Annotated in this window: 18 protein-coding genes; 8 read left to right on the top strand and 10 right to left on the bottom strand. The window is 47.6% G+C overall.

The window, feature by feature from the left end; all coding sequences use genetic code 11:
- The first annotated feature begins 191 nt into the window (after window positions 1-191).
- The 5 genes from ACKU40_RS03550 (at window position 192) to ACKU40_RS03530 (ending at window position 5269) form a co-directional block, all read left to right on the top strand.
- Window positions 192-1367, top strand: coding sequence for an aminotransferase class I/II-fold pyridoxal phosphate-dependent enzyme (locus tag ACKU40_RS03550; RefSeq protein WP_320175151.1), 1176 nt, complete (start codon window positions 192-194; stop codon window positions 1365-1367).
- A gap of 89 nt (window positions 1368-1456) precedes the next feature.
- The gene (locus ACKU40_RS03545) at window positions 1457-2746 is read left to right on the top strand and encodes a homoserine dehydrogenase (protein ID WP_320175150.1); all 1290 of its coding nucleotides are present in this window, start codon (window positions 1457-1459) and stop codon (window positions 2744-2746) included.
- Between the two features lie 9 nt (window positions 2747-2755).
- Entirely contained in the window at window positions 2756-3937 is a 1182-nt protein-coding gene (locus tag ACKU40_RS03540; protein ID WP_320175149.1) for a cofactor-independent phosphoglycerate mutase, read from the top strand.
- 2 nt (window positions 3938-3939) lie between these two features.
- A complete protein-coding gene (locus ACKU40_RS03535) occupies window positions 3940-4350 on the top strand; it encodes a thioesterase family protein (RefSeq protein WP_320175148.1) in 411 nt (136 codons plus the stop codon).
- A 133-nt stretch (window positions 4351-4483) separates the two neighbouring features.
- Window positions 4484-5269 carry an amidohydrolase family protein gene (locus ACKU40_RS03530; RefSeq protein ID WP_320175147.1) on the top strand — a complete coding sequence of 262 codons (786 nt, stop codon included), beginning with the start codon at window positions 4484-4486 and terminating at the stop codon, window positions 5267-5269.
- Window positions 5270-5302: 33 nt separating this feature from the next.
- Here ACKU40_RS03530 and ACKU40_RS03525 read toward each other — a convergent pair whose 3' ends face one another.
- The 9 genes from ACKU40_RS03525 to gpt form a co-directional block, all read right to left on the bottom strand.
- Complete coding sequence (locus ACKU40_RS03525) at window positions 5303-5806, bottom strand: DUF2867 domain-containing protein (RefSeq protein WP_320175146.1); 504 nt, start codon at window positions 5804-5806, stop codon at window positions 5303-5305.
- Entirely contained in the window at window positions 5803-6270 is a 468-nt protein-coding gene (locus tag ACKU40_RS03520; protein ID WP_320175145.1) for a pyridoxamine 5'-phosphate oxidase family protein, read from the bottom strand. The genes ACKU40_RS03525 and ACKU40_RS03520 overlap by 4 nt, the downstream gene beginning before the upstream one ends.
- A 16-nt stretch (window positions 6271-6286) precedes the next feature.
- A complete protein-coding gene (locus tag ACKU40_RS03515) occupies window positions 6287-6856 on the bottom strand; it encodes a TetR/AcrR family transcriptional regulator (RefSeq protein WP_320175144.1) in 570 nt (189 codons plus the stop codon).
- A gap of 154 nt (window positions 6857-7010) precedes the next feature.
- Window positions 7011-7508 (bottom strand): cytochrome c3 family protein, encoded by a 498-nt coding sequence (locus ACKU40_RS03510; protein ID WP_320175143.1) that lies wholly within the window; start codon window positions 7506-7508, stop codon window positions 7011-7013.
- A gap of 505 nt (window positions 7509-8013) precedes the next feature.
- Complete coding sequence (locus ACKU40_RS03505; RefSeq protein ID WP_320175142.1) at window positions 8014-9555, bottom strand: ABC transporter ATP-binding protein; 1542 nt, start codon at window positions 9553-9555, stop codon at window positions 8014-8016.
- Between the two features lie 9 nt (window positions 9556-9564).
- Complete coding sequence (locus ACKU40_RS03500; RefSeq protein WP_320175141.1) at window positions 9565-10485, bottom strand: ABC transporter permease; 921 nt, start codon at window positions 10483-10485, stop codon at window positions 9565-9567.
- A 12-nt stretch (window positions 10486-10497) separates the two neighbouring features.
- Window positions 10498-11556 (bottom strand): ABC transporter permease, encoded by a 1059-nt coding sequence (locus ACKU40_RS03495; protein WP_320175140.1) that lies wholly within the window; start codon window positions 11554-11556, stop codon window positions 10498-10500.
- A gap of 6 nt (window positions 11557-11562) precedes the next feature.
- Window positions 11563-12639 (bottom strand): BMP family ABC transporter substrate-binding protein, encoded by a 1077-nt coding sequence (locus ACKU40_RS03490; RefSeq protein ID WP_320175139.1) that lies wholly within the window; start codon window positions 12637-12639, stop codon window positions 11563-11565.
- 181 nt (window positions 12640-12820) lie between these two features.
- Window positions 12821-13312 carry a xanthine phosphoribosyltransferase gene (gene gpt / locus ACKU40_RS03485; RefSeq protein WP_320175138.1) on the bottom strand — a complete coding sequence of 164 codons (492 nt, stop codon included), beginning with the start codon at window positions 13310-13312 and terminating at the stop codon, window positions 12821-12823.
- 332 nt (window positions 13313-13644) lie between these two features.
- Here gpt and ACKU40_RS03480 point away from each other — a divergent pair, with 332 nt between their 5' ends.
- The 3 genes from ACKU40_RS03480 (at window position 13645) to ACKU40_RS03470 (ending at window position 18657) form a co-directional block, all read left to right on the top strand.
- Window positions 13645-14727, top strand: coding sequence for a GGDEF domain-containing protein (locus ACKU40_RS03480; RefSeq protein ID WP_320175137.1), 1083 nt, complete (start codon window positions 13645-13647; stop codon window positions 14725-14727).
- Window positions 14728-14731: 4 nt separating this feature from the next.
- Window positions 14732-16663 carry a S9 family peptidase gene (locus ACKU40_RS03475; RefSeq protein ID WP_320175136.1) on the top strand — a complete coding sequence of 644 codons (1932 nt, stop codon included), beginning with the start codon at window positions 14732-14734 and terminating at the stop codon, window positions 16661-16663.
- 209 nt (window positions 16664-16872) lie between these two features.
- Window positions 16873-18657: an HD domain-containing phosphohydrolase gene (locus ACKU40_RS03470; RefSeq protein WP_320175135.1), complete on the top strand. Its 1785-nt coding sequence runs from the start codon at window positions 16873-16875 to the stop codon at window positions 18655-18657.
- A gap of 3 nt (window positions 18658-18660) precedes the next feature.
- Here the strand turns inward: ACKU40_RS03470 and ACKU40_RS03465 are convergent, their stop codons facing one another.
- Window positions 18661-19983, bottom strand: coding sequence for a deoxyguanosinetriphosphate triphosphohydrolase (locus ACKU40_RS03465; protein WP_320175134.1), 1323 nt, complete (start codon window positions 19981-19983; stop codon window positions 18661-18663).
- Window positions 19984-19988 lie beyond the last annotated feature (5 nt).

Raw genomic sequence — 19988 nt, 5'->3', positions numbered from 1 at the left:
AAAAGAAGTTTTTCACCCTATTATAACGTGCATAAAATCCTTAAAAACAGAATTTAATTCTGAATTTACAACTTAAAGGAATTATTTTTCTCCATAAACATTGTCCTGCACACAAATATTAGTTTTGACAGCGAAGGACACCGTGGTTACAAATCACCTTTAAGTTTATATTTTATTTAGGAGTAACGACCATGGACAAGTTTCCAAGAGTTCACCGGCTGCCCCCCTATGTGTTTGCCAAGGTGAACGAACTGAAAATGCAGATGCGCCACGAAGGTGAGGACATCATCGACCTTGGCATGGGGAACCCAGACCTCCCCACCCCGCAGCACATTGTAGACAAACTGGTTGAAGCGGCGCAGAAGCCCGCCAACCATCGCTACAGCGCGTCAAGGGGAATCAAGGGCCTCCGCAGAGAAATGGCGCTTTGGTATAAAAGAAGATATGGCGTTGAACTGGATTATGATCAGGAAGTGGTCGTTACCATGGGCGCCAAAGAGGGGCTGGCGCACCTGGCGCTGGTCATGCTTTCACCCGGTGATGTAGTTTTCGCACCGGACCCGTCTTATCCCATTCACCCGTACGCAAGTATCATTGCCGGAGCGGATGTAAGACGTGTTCCCATCGGTGCTGACCGCGATTTTTTTGAAGATCTGGAACTGGCAATGCGCCAGACATGGCCCAGACCGAAACTGTTGATCATCAACTACCCGCACAACCCCACCGGAGTTACCGCGGATATTCCGTTCTTTGAAAAAATCGTCGACTTCGCCAAAGAAAACAAGCTGCTGGTCATCCACGACCTTGCATATGCAGACTTCACCTTTGACGGCTACGAAGCTCCCAGCTTCCTGCAGGCTCGCGGCGCAAAAGACGTGGGTGTAGAATTCTTCTCCCTGTCAAAAAGCTATTCCATGCCCGGATGGCGTGTGGGATTCTGCTGCGGTAACCAGGAAATGGTACAGGCCCTGACCCGTATCAAGAGTTATCTGGACTACGGACTCTTCCAGCCCATCCAGATTGCGGCCTGCCATGCTCTTTCCGGCCCGCAGGAATGCGTCCGCGAAATCATGGACATCTATCAGGACCGCCGCGATGCTCTTTGCGAAGGATTGCAGCGTATCGGCTGGGACGTAACCCCGCCCAAGGCCACCCAGTTTATCTGGGCACCGATCCCGGAACAGTTCAAAGATCTAGGCTCGGTAGAATTCTCCAAGCTGCTGCTGCGTGAATGCAAAGTAGCAGTTGCCCCCGGACTCGGTTTCGGAAGCTACGGGGATGACCATGTCCGCATGGCCCTCGTAGAAAACAGACAGCGAATAAATCAGGCCATACGAGGCATGAAAGACCTATTTGCAAAAGGGTAAAAGATAATTATTCAAATTTCTGGCAGGTTGCGGTATAAAGCAGCCTGCCAGTTTTTTTTGAAACATGAGAAATGAATTAAGAGGTTTTAATGCAGACTGTTAAGCTTGCCATCGCCGGATTCGGCACTGTCGGAACCGGACTCGCCCGGATTTTGGAAGAAAACGAAGACGTAATCTTTGCCCGCTGCGGGAAAAAATTTGAGATTACTTCCGTTCTAGTCCGTGACGTGAACAAAAAAAGGGATTTCCTGCCCGGACCTGAAGTAAAATTCACCGCCGATCCTGATGAATTCACATCCAGTCCGGATGTGGATATCGTAGTGGAACTAATGGGCGGCACTACCGTGGCCAAGGAAATTGTTATTAAAGCCCTTAAAGCAGGCAAGCACGTAGTCACCGCCAACAAGCATCTTCTGGCCGAACACGGCATTGAACTTTTTGAAATCGCTGCCCAGAACAAGGTCGGCCTGTACTACGAATCCAGTGTTGCCGGCGGTATTCCCATCATCCAATCCATCAAGGAATCATTGGCCGGGAACCGCATTAAATCCATTGTCGGTATCCTCAACGGAACCGCCAACTATATTCTTTCCGAAATGTCCACCAACGGTCTTGAATTCGATACCGCACTGGCTCAGGCTAAAGAACTGGGCTATGCTGAAGCAGACCCGACATTTGATATTGAAGGCATCGACGCTGCGCACAAGGTCTGTGTGCTGACCCGTATTGCTTACGGCAAGGACTACCCCCTTTCCGAACTGCCCATTGAAGGCATCACAAAAGTCGAAGGTCAGGACATCCGCTTTGCCCGCGAATTCGGCTACCGCGTCAAACTTATCGGCGCAGTACAAGATGTAGGAGGTAAACTGGAAGCCGGAGTATTCCCGGCACTGGTCAAATACACCCTGCTGCTTGCGCGTGTCGGCGGCAACTACAACGCAGTCCGCGTTGAAGGAAATGCAGTAGGTCCCGCATTTTTCCACGGTCAGGGCGCTGGCTCACTTCCCACCGGAAGCGCAGTACTGGCTGACATCATGGCCCTCGCAAAGACCGACACTCCGGACAACACCGGATTCTGCAATGCTCCCATAGAGAAAGCAAACATCCTGCCACCGGAACTGGCGACTTCGGAATACTACTTCCGCTTCACAGTTCAGGATAAAGCGGGTGTTATGGCTGCTCTTTCCAAATGCCTTGCCGAACACAATATTTCCATTGCGCAGGCTGTGCAGAAAGGCAATCCAGACGATAAGGACATCCCGGTAGTCTTTACCACCCACAAGGCCAGCACCAAGGACGTGCATGCGGCCATCGCAGAAATCGACAAAATGCCCTTCATCGCCAAGCCGACTATGTCCATGCGCATTTTAAAAGGATAACTGCTAGTTATGAAACTTCTTTTTCTCATTGCTGACGGGATGGGCGGCTGGCCCATTGAAGAACTCGGAAACAAGACCACCCTTGCGGCCGCTAATACTCCAAACATGGATATGCTGGCCGGGAAAGGCTTAATCGGCACTTGCCGGACCGTGCCCAAGGGTATGGCTCCCGGTTCCGATGTTGCCAATATGTCTTTACTGGGCTTCGACCCCGCCACCTACCACACTGGACGCGGTCCTATCGAGGCAGCAGCTCAAGGCCTTCAGCTTAACCCGGATGATTTAGTCTGGCGCATGAATCTGGTTAACCTTTCCGAATTCGACGAAAACGGCACCATGTACGACTACTCTGCCGGACACATCGGAACCGATAAATCAGTGCCGCTGGTGGAAAAACTGCAGGCCGAGCTTGGCAATGATGAATTTACTTTCTACCCCGGTATTCAATACCGCCACCTGCTGGTCCATAAGGGTGGTGCCAAGAAGATGGAAGCCGGGCTGAACATTCGCCCGCCCCATGATCTGACCGACAAACCCATTGACGAAGACGTTCGCGAATTCGCCAAAAGCCCGCTCATGGACAAGCTGGTCCGTGATGCACTGGAAGTGCTTGCCGACAACGGCACTAAGGCTGTATCCATCTGGCCCTGGGGACAGGGACGACCGCTGATCCTGCCGCCTTTCGAAGAAAAGTTCGGAATGAAGGGTGCTGTAATTTCCGCAGTTGACCTGATCAAAGGACTGGGTAATGCTTCGGGCATGGAAGTAATCGACGTGGAAGGAGCCACCGGACTGGTGGATACCAACTACGAGGGCAAGGTCGAAGCGGCCCTGAAATTCCTTGAACATGGAGATTTCGTCTACGTACACCTTGAGGGCCCGGATGAATCCGGCCACATGGGCAGCGTGGAAGATAAAATAAAATCCATTGAACGCTTTGATTCACACATTGTGGCTCCTCTGCTGGAAAAATATCCGCTGGACAAAGCCAACTACGTGATCACCTGTGACCACTTTACCCCAATTGAAACCAGAACCCACGATGAAACCCCGGTTCCCTTCATCATGACTTCGCCGCGACTTATTCCTTCCGGAGAGAAATCATTCACCGAAGAAACAGCTGACCGGGCCGGAATCATTATCCCGGATGGACACGACTTCATGCAATGGGTTCTGAATAAGACAAGATAATCATGAACACCGAATTCCCAACCCCGCATTCATGGCTGGCTCATAGTGTTTCTTATGGTGAGACCGATGCCATGGGTGTGGTTTATTATGCAGAATATTTGCACTTTTTTGAGCGCTCCCGTTCGCTTTTTATCCGTGAACGGGGCATGAGCTATGCCGAAGTTGAAGAGCGCGGCATTTATCTGCCCGTACGCGAGGCCAATTGCCGTTACCGCATCCCGGCGCAATACGATGACCAGCTTGATATTCAGGTAGGCATCAGTGAATGGAAACGCGCTTCTATCAAGTTCACCTACAACATCTACAAAGATGAACGCTCAACGCTCATCGCAACCGGATTCACCGAGCACGCCTGCGTAAATAAAGACGGCAGGCCGGTCCGTGTACCCGAGTGGCTACGCGAAATTTTCTAATCAAACTTTTAATCCCCACTCGAGACTCTCGTCATTTTTCCTGACTTCAGATTCCCGTGAGAGGAAATAAGCAGGGTGTGAATATTTAATATTCGCACCCTGAATCAGTAATTTCAAACACGGATATATACCCATGTACTACGACGTTCATACCCATGCATTCCACCCTAAAATTGCCGACAAGGTAATCCAGCAACTCCACGACCACTACGGCATCACCGCAGTAGGTAACGGCCATCCTGAAGACCTGCTTAACCGCGCAACCCGTGCGGGGCTGGACAGGGTCATCATCCATACAGCGGCAACAGCCCCGGATCAGGTCATTCCCGCTAACAACTGGTCCATTGAGCTGGCAAAATCAGACGAACGCATTGTAACCTTCGGAACTATGCACCCTGATTACGCCGACCCGGAAAAGGAATTTGAAAGGCTCGAAAGAAACGGCATCAAGGGACTGAAATTCCATCCTGACTTTCAGGGATTCTTTATGGATGACCGCAAATTCTACCGCATCATGGAAATGGCGCAGGACCGTTTTATATGCATGTTCCATATCGGGGACAGGCTGCCGCCGGAAAAAAACCCATCCTGCCCGCTCAAGCTGAAGAAACTGCTTCAGAACTTTCCCCGCCTGAAAGCCATCGGCGCACACATGGGTGGTCTGTACCATTGGGAAATGGTTGCTGAAGAACTAGCCGGAATGGATGTTTATTTCGACACCTCAAGTTGCCTGCCCTTCATGGATAAAAAAGTTCTTTATAAGATTATCGAAAGACACCCGCGTGAAAGAATTCTGTTTGGCAGCGACTATCCGCTCTTTGACCCGCAGGATTCAATGAAAGAATTACAGCACGCGCTCAAACTAAAAGACAGCGAACTGGAACAACATATGAGTGCCGTAGAAGAATTACTCGCATAAAAGAAAACGCACAGGGGCAACCTTGTGCGTTTATTATTTTGCAGCGTGCCTACCCATGAAATAAACCACCAAGTGACTGAACGGCCTGATCAGATTGAAATAAACCGGACCTGTCCAATGTTTATAGTGTACGATTGTAAATACATGGTACCGATGCAAACCGCTTTCAACATGATCTGAGACTACGCCGATATATCCGATAAGATGTTTATCCTCGGCTGCTCCGAGCCAAAACCTGTCAGCTTCAAAGTCAACCGAATTAAAGAAATCCACCTGCCCGCCACGGTTGAAATCGTAATCAGAGACTTCAAGACCGTGATCCATAAACTCATCATGTTTCAGCCCCATAATTCGGGCCAGAACGCCTCTGACTTTGTACAGGAAAGTAAGCCATCCCGGTTTGTAAGACATTAAACGGATCAGGAAATCTTCCATCTCACGACGACTGTCAAAGCCCACACTGTAGACATGATCTGCATCACCGCAAAATTTATGTATCTGGGGAATTGAATTTACAATTGCTGCTGACTTACTCATGGATTCATCCTCCCTGCTTCAAGACCTTCAATACGCAACACCTCGAACTCACGAACCATATTCATATCCTTCCACAGCAAATCATGTCCTTTAAAAAAACGGTACATACTTACTTTGCCTAGAAAATTGTCGATCTCATTCTGCGTTGCTTTTCTCCTTACGCCTGTCCTGCAAAACAGCCGAAGGGCTGGTTGAGACGGAAAACGCCCTTTCCACAATGATTTTATCCAGAACCCCGCTCCCGGCTGGGCAACCATAAGTGTCATGCGCGGATCTCGTTCAATATTTTCACGCATTGTTTTGGGAAATTTTTCGAAGTAATATCCCTTGCCTTCCCCAGTAAAAGAAACTGAACCAATAGGAGAAATGCGAGGAAAACCATCAGCATCCACAGTGCCGAGTGAGGCATGCGCAACATTAGCAAATAACTCTTCAACTTCATTCCATAAAATATCTGACTGCATGATAAATACTCCCTTTTTATTTCACAGGAATTTTGTACAACTCCTTCTTCATTGTTTTGAGAATACGGCTATGATCTTCTTCCGATATATTCGCCCCCATCATCCGAACTCCTAAAAACATGGAGTAACTAATTTTAGAAAGCAGGGTTGCGCGTTCAGTGTCCCCACTGACCTCTTCAAAAATAGATCGCAAATATTCGATTCGCATACTGTCAACTTGCGCAATATACTTCTGCGCAAGTTGATCATGTAAAGCCCACGCCCTGATACTGGTCTCAGCCCCAGAGGGCAGCTTGTGGGCTTTCTCGACAATCAAATTAAAGCGAGCAGCAGCATCAACACCCTCGTCGGCTGCTTCGATACTGGCAAGCGTCCAGCCCTCCACCCAATGCTCAAGCATCCTTTCCAAAAAATCTGAGCGATTCTTGAAATGATGATAAAAGGAGCCCTTCGTCACCTTTAGCTTCCTGCACAGGGCATCGATGGTCAGCTGCTGAATACTTTCAGTTTCAAGCAGTTTTAATCCGGCATTAAGTAAATCCTCAGCGCAATGCCGGGATTCACTCCCTTCCGATTTCTTTGTCATTCTACCTCCTTCACACAATACCATACCGTATGGTATGTTTAAATTATATAAAGCATAAACAGAAGTCAACATGCAAGCGCATAAAAAAAGAGCCGCCTGTGGGGCAACCACAGACGGCTCTAGCGTACAACCTCGAAAAGTTATGAAATACTTTCTAGTTGTGTGCTCTTTCGCGCTTGGGGTGACATGCGTTGTTCGCACAAGGAGCAGTAGCAAGATCAGTCTTGCCTTCCTTGTTCATCTTCACATGGCAACCACGACAGCTGATGTCACTCTGAAGGGTATGGAATGCCTTGAAGTAAGAGTGAGGTGCAGCCTTCTGCTTCAGATTGTCATGACAACCGGCAGCAGCACAGCTTTTGATCTGAGACTTGCCGTCCCAAGTGTGGTGACACTTAGCACAGTTAACATCCTGGTGGTCAAAGTGAGAGAACTTAACCGGAGTAAACCGGACCTGATTCAGCACTTCAGGACGTTTGAATTCGAGATTTACGGGAAACCTTACAACCAGCTCTTCGGAGACAATTTCAACCTTCTTGTCACCGGAGATACTTGCAATCTCCTCACTGAGATTGCTGGTAGCAGTTGAGTACACAATTACGAGAACGGCAAAAACAACAGCCGCTCCAACATACAGAAAATTAGTCTTCATTCTATTCCTCCTCATGAAAGTCGTATCTTCCTACTCAAAATCAGGGATTATTTCAATAAAAATACGTAGATGTACATACTATGCAACGCCCGAAATCAGTGGTTTGAGAGACTACACAACATAGATTGAGAAAATTTTCACACAAGTCGTTTTTATACAAAACAATTACATCAAACCATAAAATAACTACAACTAAGCATATAAATATAATTTTACACAGCTCAACGAACAAAAGTTATATTCAGTAAACCTAGATTTAGTAAATTTTACACAAAATCATAAGCAAAATCGATAAAACCAATATCCACTTACTTCACACTAGAATCAAAAAAAACTTCACTTTTTTTCTATAATGACTCAAAAACATTCCCTGTCCTGAATAACGGACATTTACAGATTGGAATTTATACCCCGTTTTATATTCAAAACAATAAAAAGCCCCTCTTTGTTACACAAAGAGGGGCTTACAATTATTAATCGTATATTCGGATCAAAAATCGAAAAGCTACTCGCGAACTCCTGCCATAAGCAGGCCGATGCTGTCTACTTTCTCTTTATCATTGACCGAAAATTCGTCCATGATCTGACCGCAATACATAACCGCGACACGGTCAGCCAGCTGCAATGCTTCGCCAAGGTCTCCGGTAACAAGCAGGACACCGGCCATTTTGCGGGCCTCCAGCAGTCTATTCCAGACCTCCTCGGTAGCAGATATATCCAGCCCCTGTGTGGGCTGTTCTGCAACAATCAGGTGCGGCTGTCGGTAAAGCTCACGAGCCAGTACCATCTTCTGCAGGTTACCGCCTGAAAGCTGCCATGCCAGAGCGCGAATACGTCCGGGACGGACATCATATTCCTCGACCAGCTCTTCAGCTACCTTGGCAGCTTTATCATGCTGCAGCAACGGACCTGCGGAAAATCCCTGACGGGTTGTCAAAAGCAGGTTGTCCACAAGATCAAGGTTACGGGCAGTTGCAAGGTCCAGACGGTCTTCAGGAATGTAGGACATGGAATTATTCCAAGTCATTTCAGCAAAGAACTTACGCCACGGCTTGCCCATAATGAAAATTGTATCCTTGGGAGGCTTGCGCATGCCGCAGACACCCTCCACAAGCTCCTGCTGTCCGTTACCGGCAACACCGACAATGGCAACAACTTCACCCTTGCGCACATCAAGATTGATATCTCGCAGTCCGATTCCGGTCATATTCTTAACTTCCAGAACCTTCTCGCCGACCTCGACCTCTTCCTTGTCCACTTCAAGGATGATTTCCTTACCGACCATACGGCAGGCCAGATCAGCCTTTGAAGTAATCTTGTCGCGGGGAACTTCGGCATCAATATTACCGCGGCGCAGAATAGCGACCTCATCGGCAATGGCCATAACCTCTTCAAGCTTATGGCTGATGAAAACCACTGACTTACCCTGACGGGTCATGGCCCAGAGAGCTTCGAAAAGACGGAAAGCTTCGCGGGGGGTGAGAACTGCAGTTGGTTCATCAAAAATCAGCACCCTGCTCTCACGGTAAAGCAGCTTGAGAATTTCAACACGCTGCTTCTCACCCATAGACAGGGTTGAAACTTTGGCGGAAGGATCGATCTCAAGCTCATAATCTTCTGCAAGCTTACGCACCCTTGCTTCCATCTCCTTGGGGTTGACGAAAAATCCGCCTTCCTGACCAAGCAGCACATTCTGGGCTACGGTCATGGTATCGACCAGCATAAAATGCTGGTAAACCATACCCACCCCGGCTTTAATGGCATCCTTGGAGTTGGAGAATTCAACACGCTTGCCATCAACTTCAATATACCCTTCATCGGGGCGGAAACGTCCGGCAAGCATGGACATGAGAGTACTCTTACCCGCTCCGTTCTCACCGAGCAGAGCCTTGATGCGGCCGGGATAGAGATCAAGGGAAATTTTATTGTTAGCGACAACCTTACCGAAGCGCTTGGTAATGCCCTTCAAAGAGATAAGCGGAGCACAACCTTCAAAACCGGTAGCCTTCTGGCATTCGGGACGGGTGAAATCCTGATGTGAACTCATTGCTGCCACCTATCCTTCAGGCTCGATGTTGATTCCCAGATGTGCGGGAGCATTACCGCTGCGTCCACGCATAGCGGAAAAGATCAGTACAAGAATGGTCAGGGCATACGGCAGCATCAGCAGCAGAGTTGACGGGATATGGGTTCCCACAGCCTGCAAACGGAGCTGGAAAGCCATAACACCACCAAAAAGGTAGGCGCCAAAAACAGCGCGGCCCGGTCTCCAGAAAGCAAAAATAACCAATGCAACCGCGATCCAGCCACGTCCACCGGAAAGGCCGTTGGCCCAAAGGTGAGTATAAGCAAGAGAGAGATACGCACCGCCAAGCCCAATAAAAAAACCACCGCCCAGCAAAGCAATCCAGCGCAGGCGAATGGCCTTGAGTCCCACGGCTGCGGCTGCGGCAGGCTTCTCACCTACAGCAGAAATTGCCAGCCCGAGACTGGTGCGGTTGATGAAAAACATAAACAGCACAGGGATCAGGTAAGAAACATAAACAAGGGCATCCTGCTTGAAAAATATATCCCCAAGGTAAGGGATGACGGAAAGCACGGGAAAGCTGAACTTGTCAAAACCATCAGTAGCGGTACCGATATACGGAGTGCCGAGAAAGTTACACAGCCCGACACCGAGGATGGTCAATGCCAACCCGGAAACAACCTGATTGCCGAGGCAGGTAATACAGACGATACCATGCAGCGCAGCCATGAATGTTCCGGCAATACCTCCGGCGATAAATCCGAGCCACGGATTTCCTGTGGTCATGGTAACAAAAAAGGCTGCAAAAGCCGCCATGCTCATCATACCTTCGACACCGAGGTTGAGCACTCCGCCCTTCTCAGTGAGAATCTCACCAAGAGTGGCATAGAGGATCGGTGTACCGGACTGCACCGTGGCAGCCAGCAGGGGGACAATAAAACTTTCCAACATTATATCACCCGACTACTTCTTCTTAACAATCTTATATGTAACCAGCATCTGGCCCGCAAGAACGGACAAAAGGATAAGTCCTTCCATAATGGAACCGAATGATGCCGGGGTCTGCAGCTCAAGCTGCATGTTCTCAACACCTACACGCAGTGCTGCGAGCAGGTAGGCGGAAATACCGATGTACAGGGGATGCAGTCTGGCAAGCCATGCAACAACAATAGCAGTGTAACCGTAACCGACCATGATGGAGGGCTGCAGTCTATTGATCGTAGCAGAGGCTTCAATACATCCGGCCCATCCGGCTAATGCACCGGAGATAGCCATAACCAGAATGGTCAGCATTCCGTATGGCAGGCGTGAATACATAGCGATACGCTCACCCTCACCCGCAACCTTGATCTCGAAACCGAGACGGGTAAAACGCATGAACGCCCACATAGCAACACCAGAACCGACACAGACCGCGAATCCCCAATGCAGGCGGGAATCGCCGATCTGCCCGATAATCGCTCCGGGGGTAAACTCCGGGGTCACCGGAAAACCGAAGCTGGCCGGGTCCTTCCATGCGCCGAACACGAGGTATTGGAGCAACAGAATGGCAATGTAGTTGAGCATCAGGGTGGAGATAATTTCATTGACCTGCAATTTAAGCCGCAAAATAGCCGGGATATAAGCCCAGACAGCCCCGAAAAGGGCAGCGCAGATAAACATAAACGGCATGAGCAGGTAGCCGGGCAGATCAGGAAAAGTAAGCGCGGCCCAAGTGGCCCCGATTGCGCCGAGCGCAAACTGGCCTTCAGCCCCGATATTCCAGACCTGCATCCTGAAGGCTGTAGCAACACCCAGTGCACAGAGAAAAATGGGAATAGATTTTAAAAGGGCATCTTCCAAAGCCCATGAAGCACCAAAAGACCCCTGCCAGAGCACGAGGAGTCCTTGTACAGCAGATTTTCCCTGCAATTCAAGTAGGAGCGCGCTGATCCCGAAAGATAGAACCAGAGCGCCCACGATAACAATCGGGGCGCCCCAGTTCCAGGGTTCGTCACGCTTTTGTAAGCGATAACCCAACATAAATTATTACTTGGTGTTTCCGATTACGCCTTCAACAAACCACATCATACCGAGCATCTCAGGATCGGTCATGGCTTTTCCGGCCGGAACCATTTCTTTACCGTTCTGGTCCTTAAGGGGACCTGCGAAAATTGCGTTCTTACCTTCAACAATAGCTTTTTTGGCTTCAGCTACTTTATCCTTAACGTTCTGGGGAACCATGGGACCGTAAGGAGCGATGTCTACGATACCCTGATCCATGCCCCACCACAGGGACTCGTTACCCTGCCAAACGCCGTCGCGCAGCTGTTCAACAGCATTCTTGAAGAGAGGAGCCCAGTTCCAGATAGCAGCGGTCAGATGAGCCTTGGGAGCCATTTTGGACATATCGGAGTTGTAAGCGATGGAATACTTGCCGCGTTCCTGAGCTGCTTCCTGAGGACCGGGGGAATCCTGATGCTGGGTGATAACGTCAGCTTTCATATCCAGCAGGGAGATAGCTGCATCTTTTTCCAGTGCAGGATCGTACCAGGTCTTGGTCCATACTACACGAACGGTAGCTTCGGGATTAACGGAACGTACACCGAGGGTGAAGGCGTTGATGCCGCGGATAACTTCAGGAATGGGAAAAGCGGCAACGTAACCGATTACGTTGGACTTGGTCATCATACCTGCAACGATACCGGTCAGGTAACGGGCCTGATACATGCGGCCAAAGTAGTTGCTCATGTTAGGGGTGGTTTTGAAACCGGAGCAATGCATGAATGCGGTCTTGGGAAATTTTTTGGAAACTTTAACCATGGGATCCATGTAACCGAAGCTGGTACCGATAACCATATCGTAACCTTTACGTGCGAAGTTCAGTACTACGCGCTCGGAGTCCGGACCTTCAGCAACGGATTCAACAAAGGAAGTCTCAACCCAAGGAAGAGCGTCGATAGCTTTACGACCCTGATCCTGTGCATAGGAGTAACCTTCGTCACCCACGGGAGAAATGTAAACAAAACCGACTTTAACTTTGTCCTTCTTAGCTCCGGCAAACGCAACGGATGCCAGCATCACGGACATGGCTGCAACAATAGCCATAAGCAGAACTTTACGCATCATCCACTCCTTGAGAATTGGTTAGTAAACCCTGTTGAAGTTCCGTAACAACGAACCTTCCCATGATTGTGAAAACAAAAAACAAATACACAACCAGCCCCCGGACTCCCTTCGTCCGGCAGCTGGAAATGCAAATGTCTGAAAACCTGAACCGAATTAAAGCCCTAAAAGACTTTAACTATTATTTTTCCTGAGAAACCTTCACGATGGGCTGGGCGAACTGTGTTTCGCTATCCCACGGGAAGAGAATCCAAGTATCCTGACTTACTTCTGTGATGAAGGTGTCCACTAAAGGACGCCCTTCCGGTTTGGCGTAAACCGTGGCGAAATGGGCCTTGGGAACCATTTCCCGGACCAATCTGGCGGTGCCTCCGGTATCAACAAGATCGTCAACCAGAAGCCAGCCTTCTCCTTCGCCTTTGAAATCTTTAAGTACAGTGGCTCTCTTTTCCTGAACTTTCCAATCATAAGTTGAAATGCAGACGGTGTCGATAAGTCTTATATCGAGCTCGCGAGCCAGAATCGCCGCAGGAACAAGTCCGCCGCGGGTAATGGCAAGGATTCCTTCAAAAGGACCTTTTTCAAGCAGCCGCCAGGATAAAGCCCTGCAATCTCGGTGCAGCTGTTCCCATGAAATGGGGTACATTCTATTATATCTGTCTGCCTTGGACAATTTATCTTCTCCTTAATTTCCATGCATGCACGCGGTTTCCCTAGCCCAAGGAATGGACAAGAGCAACATAAAAATAAACGCAATTCCACATTTATGAAAATTCAGGGCTCTTTTCCATCAGGTCAGATCGACCTCAATTACCGTAAAACATCACCTTAAACAGCAGCCAATCTTTTAACAATAGAGAACTCATTCCGTCTACCCTGAGCGGTCATTGATAAAATCTCTCCTGAGTCATTATTTATTTTTAATTTTACATAAAACACAGGCAAGGATAAAAGAATAATTGTAGCAGAGAAACACAATCACCCCAAAATTAAAGGTTATGACTTATGAGATTTCAGGATGCCGCCCGACTGCGTTACAAAATAACCATTCCCATTATTCTTGTGCTGACTTTGGCTGCACTTTACCTTTTTCACACAATACTTATTGAACGCAAGAACCTTCTGGACACCCAGAATCTGCTCAGTGGGTTACGCACAACAGCCGTTGAAATCCTGACTGCTCCTGCCGAAACAACACATGAATCAACTCTGAAAATCTTCAAATCCATTCTTGAAGAATTGCAAAGCTACCCTGCGGACATCCGCTTGGCCAATCTGTTGGATAACGAAGACTCAAAACTTTTTTTCTCGGCAGAAAATTTCCTAAAAGCCGCAGCATCGGGTAATAGCAAAGCTTTAACAGTAGCTATGCGTGAACTGGACTCCTCCATAGGAATGGTCACAGTTGATATCAACAAGATCTCAGACAACTTTCATGTGAATATGGTTAAGTATGAATATGGAATTCTCTTTCTGATCTGCATCCTTGCGGCACTGCACCACTTCCTTGTGGACTCTCCCATGCGTGAAGAATTAATCCGTTGCGCCCGGGAAAAGGAAGTCAGCAAATCAACAATCAAAAAACTTGCCGAACGGGATACCCTGACCAACCTTCCCGGCAGGATGAAATTTTACGAAGAAGCGGAAAAAGCCGTATCCACCGCCACGAGATACGGCTCAGACCTCGCACTCATAAAAATGGATATTCACGACTTCAAAACCATCAACCAGATACACGGCCAGAAGGTCGGGGACAAGATTCTGGCAGGGTTTGCACGTGTAGTGCGTAAGAACTTAAGGCGTCCGGACAGCTTTTTCAGGGTTGGTGGAGACAAATTCATCATCCTTGCCCCGCACACAAATGTTACCAACGCCAAGAATCTTACTGAAAAAATCAACAAGCTGATTTCGACCGCAAAAATCCTGAAGCCAGTCCCTTTCATGATGAATACCGGAATCGCCATGTGCGGACATGAAGATTCAGGAGAGTCCCTGCTCAAAAAGGTTGATCTGGCTTTGAATGAATCCAAAAAATATGGCCCCGGGACCGTTTACACCCACCCCGAATCTGCAAAACCTACTGAGTAACAAAATGAGAACACCAAAATTTATTATTGTAACTGTCTTTGCTGTCGCCCTATTTCTGGGGCTTGCAGCCTGTTCCACCCACAAAACTGTCCCTGCCCCGGCAAAGCATGACGCCGGACATAAAGCAGGACAGATCCCTCTACGTGATTTCTTTAAGAACCCGGCAGCGGAAGGTTTTACTATCTCCCCGGACGGCAATAAAATTGCTTGGCAGGCTCCTTGGAAAAACAGACTCAATATTTTTGTCAAAGACCTTTCCAGCAATAAAATCACCAGAGTAACCAGCGCAACGAAGAGGGATATTTACGGATACTTCTGGGCCGGAAACGAACGTATTGTTTTCGGGCAGGACTCGGGTGGAGATGAAAACGTCCACACCTTTTCAGCCGCCATCGACGGAAGCGGGGAAAAAGACCTGACCCCATATGCAAACACCCGCACCAACCTGCTGGACGAGCTTGAAAATGATGCCGACCACATCCTGATCACCATTAATAAAGACGACCCCAGACTCTTTGATGTATACAAACTCAACGTTGTCACCGGAGAACTCAAACTGGAAGCACGCAATCCCGGTGACGTTGGTGGCTGGATGACCGATCATAACGGAACAGTTCGCCTTGCCATTGCCAGCCGCAACGGCCAGAACGTCATTCTCTACCGGAAAAATGCAAATGATTTATTCAGGCCGATCATGAGCTTGGATTTCAGGACATCATTCACTCCCCTGCTTTTTGATTTCCAAAATGAAAAATTCTACGTCAGCACGGACATCGATCGAGATAAACAGGCTATCTATCTTTTCAACCCGGATACCCTCAAGCTGGAACATCTCGTTTTCGAACATCCTGAAGTAGACGTAACACAGCTTCTGTACTCGAAAACACGCAAAGTAATAACTGGTGCAGGATTTTATACGGACAAGCATCATTACGTATTTTTTGATGATAAGCGCGAAGAAGTTCAAAACGATCTAGACGCCATGCTGTCCGGATATGAGGTTGTCATCACTGATGCTGACAAAGATGAATCCAGATGCATTGTCCGTACATATTCTGACCGCAGCCTAGGCTCCGGATACCTCTACGATATCGAAAGCAAGCAGCTCGAAAAAATTGCGGAAGTCAGCCCATGGTTTGATCAGACAAAGATGACTGAGATGAAACCTGTCTCCTTCACTTCCCGTGACGGGCTGACCATCCACGGTTATTTAAGCCTGCCGAAAGGAAAAGAGGCTAAAAATCTGCCAGTGCTTATCAACCCTCATGGCGGACCTTGGGCCAGAGACTACTGGGGATTTAATCCCGAAGTACAATTCCTGACCAACCGCGGTATTGCGGTAATGCAGGTCAATTTCCGGGGCTCCGTGGGATATGGCCGCGAATTCTGGGAAAAAGGATTCAAGCAATGGGGCCTCAACATGCAGAACGACATAACTGATGCCGTCAACTGGCTGATAGAGCAAGGCATTGCCGATCCTAAACGGGTAGCCATATACGGCGCATCATATGGTGGATACGCCACTCTTGCAGGACTGACCTTCACACCGGACCTGTATGCCTGCGGTATCGACTACGTCGGACCGTCCAACCTGTTCACTCTGCTGGAAACACTGCCGCCGTACTGGGAAACAGAAAAAGAAGAATTCTACATCAAGGTAGGTGATCCGGTACGTGACTACAAACTTCTACGTAAAATCTCCCCGGTATTTCATGCTGACAAAATCAAGGCACCGCTCTTCGTAGCTCAAGGAGCCAATGACCCGCGCGTGAAACAGGCCGAATCCGACCAGATAGTCAAAGCTCTTCGGGACCGAGGAGTAGCGGTAGAATACATGGTTAAAGACGACGAAGGTCACGGATTCCACAATCAGGAAAACCGCTTTGATTTTTATGAAGCCATGGAAAAATTCTTGGACAAACACCTGCTGCAATAAGCAAAACAACACCTCTCAAAACCATATGGCTGAAAGCATCCTCTGAAACGGACTGCTTTCAGCCTTTTTTTACTAACACCTTTTAATCCAGCATATCCTTGCCCCAGAACAACCTCATGATGTATACTGAACTAAACTCTACTAATAAAAAAATAAAATGGCCTTACACTGACTGAATCTGTGTTACGTGCATATTGGGAGAAACAGCAATGAAAAGAGAGCGAATCTTTTGGGCCAACAAACTGGCAATAGTCTGTGTTACTTTAAACTATATACTTCTATTCCCCTTAGTCGACATAGCTTACTCCCAAAAAACTCATCCACACCAGCCGGAAACAATTCTGGTACTCCACTCATATTCAAATGACTTCCAATGGACCAACGGTCTAAACCAAGGGATAATTGACGGATTCAAAGAACTGAACCGCCCGACTCTTTTCAGAGTGGAGTTTATGGACACTAAAAATATATACAACAAGACATACATCGAATCACTGTTCACTATTTACAAACAAAAATATGCAAAATCTCAACCCGACGGAATCATCGTCAGCGACAACAACGCCCTAAGTTTTATAGAGAAACACGGCAAAGAACTTTTCCCCGGAGTTCCAGTGGTTGCCTGTGGAATTAATAAGGCAGTTCCACCGGATCCAAATTCACAAATCAAAAGCGTTATAGTTGAACAGGCAGACCATGCTGAAACTATCCGACAGGCATATCTGATCAGACCTGACGCCCAGAAAATATTTGTAATTTATGATTCCACGCCAACCGGAATCAGTATTGCCGAAGAAATACGCACTATTGCTGCAACAAACGGAACCGCCATTCCGGTCGAATTCATAACCGGAATGAGTTTTGATGAATTAAAGCATTTTGCCTCCACCCGCAGAAAAAACGACTTCCTTTATCTGCTTCCTTTTTTCAGATCAGCAGATGGAAGAATTCTTCCTCAAGGAGATGCGGAAAAAGAGCTTTCCGGAATTTCATCCGTACCAATAGTGGTATCATGGGCATATCAACTCAACACCGGCACATTGGGAGGAAACACCCTGCAACCCAATGAGTTCGGAAAACAAGCCGCACTCACTCTAGCAGAGATTCTGCAGGGTAATGCGGTCCCACCATTTCAAAAAATCGCGACAACACAGCAGAACATATATGATTACATTACAATGCAACGTTTCAATATCCCGGAAAGCAGCCTTCCGAATAATGCCATCATTATAAACAAACCGATAAATTTTCTGGAAAAACATTCTTCAGTGCTGATTCCGGCCTCAGGTGCATTCTCTATCCTGCTCTGCATAATGGCATTGCTGGCAATGAACCTGAAAAAACAAAAACTGCTCAACCAGAATAACCTGAAGATGATGGAATTGGACAACGAAATAATTGAGACCCAACGCGAATTGGTCACAACCCTTGGCGAAGTTATAGAAGTCAGATCAAAGGAAACAGGAAATCATGTAAAAAGAGTAGCAAGTATTTCGCGCCTGCTAGGAGAAAAGCTTGGATTGGAAGCAACAGAACTAAAACTGCTCGAAGCTGCTTCACCAATGCACGATGTAGGTAAAATAGGAATTCCTGAAACAATCCTCCACAAAAAAGGGAGACTGACAGACAAAGAATATGAAATAATCAAGCAACATACTAACATTGGAAATGACATACTGAACAAATCCAAACGCGAACTACTGAACACAGCACGTATAATTGCATCGCAGCACCATGAACGCTGGGATGGAACGGGTTACCCCTATGGTTTACGGGGAAAAAACATTCATATCTATGCGCGGATAACCACACTTGCAGATATATATGACGCAATCTCCTCGGACCGGTGCTACAAAAACGCATGGCCCGAAGAGAAGGTTTTTAAGTATATCAAAACAGAAAAAGGAAAAATTTTTGATCCAAGTCTTGTAGATTTATTTTTTGAACATATTGACGAAATTAGAATTATTCGGAGTAAATACCCATCCCAGTAACACCTAGCGCCGCAATAGAGATATCCCGGAAATCTTGTTGAAAGTCCGTACTGCAAAGGTATCGGTCATACCGGAAACGTAATCCACAATCTTCTGGGTATTCTGGTACACAGTAGCCTCAGCAGATGGAGCATAAAGTTCCGGCAATAGCTTGACTGATTTCTTGCATTTCGCACCCAGCTTACCTTTAGTATGCATCTCAATGACTATACGTCCCAGAAAATCCAGAATCTTCCACAGTACTTCATAAGCAGCGGCCTCGGTTTCGATAACTTCTGTGGAATTGTAGACCTTCTCAATTGCAATTTTCTTAAGCTTGCTGAACTCCTTGGCCTTGCCGATTTCCTCGGTCAGGCTGGAATTAAATTCTCCGGCAAGAATATCCTGCTCATGATCGAAAAAGACACCACAGGAACTTTCCACCAACGCGTTAATGGTGCAGGCCCGCAAATATTCCACCTGTTCTTTCTTGCCGGGAATGCGGTCTACGCGTTCAATGATATCCGTTTTATTATCTAGAATATCCAAGAAAATACTGCGCAATTCATCAAAAGAAATCAAATCAAGACGGTGTCCGTCTTCAATATCAATAACGTGGTAGCAAATGTCATCCGCAGCTTCGACAAGATAAGCAAAAGGATGGCGCACCCATTTTTTCTCTTCCAGTTCAATCAATCCGAGATGTTCGGCAACTTCGGCGTAAATCTCAGCTTCACTGGCAAAAACACCGAACTTCTTCTTATCCTTGATGTGCCCGGAGACATATGGATACTTAGTAAAAGCGGCCAAGGCAGCACAAGTCAGCTGCATGCCGCCTTTGCTGTATGGTCGCTGCAAAGCGAGGATATTGCGCAATCCCTGCGCATTACCCTCAAACCATATGAAATCGTTACGATGCTTTTCATCAACCATCGGGCAAAGCTCTGAGCCAATTTCTGACGTTTGAAACCAGTCCCGGATGACATCTTCACCGGAGTGACCGAAAGGAGGGTTGCCGATATCATGAGCAAGGCAGGCTGTTGCCACCACTGTTCCCGGTTCAGAGGGAATCAGATCAAGATCAGGATATTTTTCCACCAGCCGACTGCCGACCATATTGCCGAGAGAACGTCCTACAGAGGAAGTCTCAAGACTGTGGGTCAACCGGGTTCGCACATAATCACTGCGTGAAAGCGGAAACACCTGTGTCTTGTCCTGCAACCTCCTGAAAGCTGATGAGAAAATTATGCGGTCAAAATCGCGCTGAAACTCACTGCGGTCCTTATCTGCGTAGTCTGATTTTTCTTTTCCTATTCTCTGCTTGCTTAATAACTTATTCCACTTCATTTAAA

This window comes from Maridesulfovibrio sp. (assembly GCF_963666665.1).
Lineage (GTDB): Bacteria > Desulfobacterota > Desulfovibrionia > Desulfovibrionales > Desulfovibrionaceae > Maridesulfovibrio.
This window is presented reverse-complemented; position numbering and strand designations above follow the sequence as displayed.